The organism is Gluconacetobacter aggeris (assembly GCF_014174395.1).
In the GTDB taxonomy this organism is placed as follows: domain Bacteria; phylum Pseudomonadota; class Alphaproteobacteria; order Acetobacterales; family Acetobacteraceae; genus Gluconacetobacter; species Gluconacetobacter aggeris.
The window spans coordinates 1-1,926 of the sequence record NZ_JABEQD010000036.1; the positions used below are offsets into that span (position 1 = coordinate 1).

1 protein-coding gene, 1 tRNA gene and 1 pseudogene are annotated in these 1,926 nt (G+C 63.6%); 2 read left to right on the forward strand and 1 reads right to left on the reverse strand.

Annotated elements, in window-relative coordinates:
* Together HLH36_RS20225 and HLH36_RS19370 are read left to right on the forward strand one after the other, a co-directional pair.
* Positions 1-136 (forward strand): annotated as a pseudogene (locus HLH36_RS20225) (transcriptional regulator); the annotation flags it as partial.
* A gap of 26 nt (positions 137-162) precedes the next feature.
* Positions 163-1,860 carry a recombinase family protein gene (locus tag HLH36_RS19370; RefSeq protein WP_182987912.1) on the forward strand — a complete coding sequence of 566 codons (1,698 nt, stop codon included), beginning with the start codon at positions 163-165 and terminating at the stop codon, positions 1,858-1,860.
* On the opposite strand, the gene HLH36_RS19375 is transcribed toward HLH36_RS19370, so the two are convergent.
* Positions 1,817-1,893, reverse strand: a tRNA-Met gene (locus HLH36_RS19375). The genes HLH36_RS19370 and HLH36_RS19375 overlap by 44 nt on opposite strands.
* Positions 1,894-1,926: the final 33 nt, after the last annotated feature.

Sequence of the window (1,926 nt, forward strand, 5' to 3'; positions counted from 1 at the left end):
CCCGCGCAACCGGGTGGCGGACGTGCTGAACCGCAAGCGCGGCCTGTCGATCGACATGATCCGCCAGTTGCATGACGGCCTCGGCATCTCGGCCGAGGTGCTGATCCGGCCAAGCCGGATGGACAAGGTCGCCTGATAGGCCCCCCTCAAGGAGCACCTTCCATGACCCGCGTCGCCCTGTATGCCCGCTACTCGTCCGACAACCAGCGTGACGCCTCGATCGAGGACCAGTTCCGCATCTGCCGCGAACACGCCAGGCGCGAGAAGTGGAAGGTGACTGGTGCCTATAAAGACGCAGGCATTTCCGGCGCCAGCATGATCCTGCGTCCCGGTATCCAGACCCTGTTACAGGATGCCCAGGCAGGACGGTTCGACATCGTTCTGGCCGAAGCTCTGGACCGCATCTCGCGCGACCAGGCCGACGTTGCCACCCTGTTCAAGCACCTGAAATTCGCCGGCGTACCGATCGTCACTCTGGCCGAAGGCGAGATCAGCGAACTCCATGTCGGCCTCAAGGGCACGATGAACGCCCTGTTCTTGAAAGACCTCGCGGCCAAGACCCATCGCGGCCTGCGCGGCCGGGTCGAGGACGGCAAGTCCGGCGGCGGGTTGTGCTATGGCTATCGCGTGGTCCGACAGTTCGACGCCAAAGGCGAACAGATCCGTGGCGACCGTGAGATCGATACCCATCAGGCAGAGATCATCCGCCGCATCTTCCGCGACTTCGCCGCTGGTATCGGTCCACGCGCTATCGCCAAAGCCCTGAACGACCAAGGCATCGCCGGCCCCGAGGGCAAGCTGTGGAGCGATACCACCATCCGGGGTCATGTGAAGCGCGGTACCGGCATCATCAACAATGAGCTGTATGTCGGCCGGCTGGTGTGGAACCGCCAGCGCTATGTGAAAGACCCGTCCACGGGCAAGCGCGTCTCTCGTCTGAATCCGGAATCAGAATGGGTGGTGACAGAGGTTCCCGATCTGCGGATCGTCGATGACGCGCTCTGGCAGGCGACCAAGGCCCGTCAGAGCGTCATCGCCGAGAAATACGTCAACGTCACCGAGGCTGTTCGCGCCCACCACAAGCGCAACCGGCTCAACGGCACCCGTCGCCCAAAATCCCTGCTGTCGGGTCTGCTGTTCTGCGGGCTGTGCGGTGGCCCCTACGCGCTGCGGGGTTCAGACCGCTTCGCCTGCTCGTCCCACGTCACCAATGGTTCCTGCACCAACAGCCGGACGATCCCCCGCCCGGACCTGGAACGCCGCGTGCTCTCCGGCCTCAAGGACCGGATGATGGCACCGGAGATCGCGGCCGAGGCGATGCGCGCCTATGCCGAGGAGACTAACCGGCTCAACCGCGAGCGTCGGTCCAATGCCGATGTCTGGCAGGTGGAACAGGTGAAGGTCGAAAAGCAGATCCGGGGCATCATCGAGGCCATCAAGGAAGGCATGTTCCATCCCAGCATGAAGGCGGAGATGGATACGCTCGAAGCCCGCAAGGCCGAGTTGGCGACCCTGCTCTCCGACATCCCCGACGACGTGCCAGACCTGCTGCCGAGTGCCTCCGCGATCTACGCCCGCAAGGTCGGTCGCCTGACCGACGCCCTCAACCGTCCCGAGGAACGGCTGGAAGCTGCCGAAGCACTGAGAGCGCTGATCGAGAAGGTCGTGCTCACTCCTGGTCCAAACCGGGGCGAGATCGACGCGATGCTGTATGGGGAACTGGGGACGATCCTGAACTGGATCGAGCGGCAAGCCATTGGAAAGGCTAAAAACACGAACACTCCCGGAGCGATGCTCACGGGAGTGTCGGTATCAGTGGTTGCGGGGGCAGGATTTGAACCTGCGGCCTTCAGGTTATGAGCCTGACGAGCTACCGGGCTGCTCCACCCCGCGTGGGTGTAGGTGGATTGGAAGACCTGGCGGCGA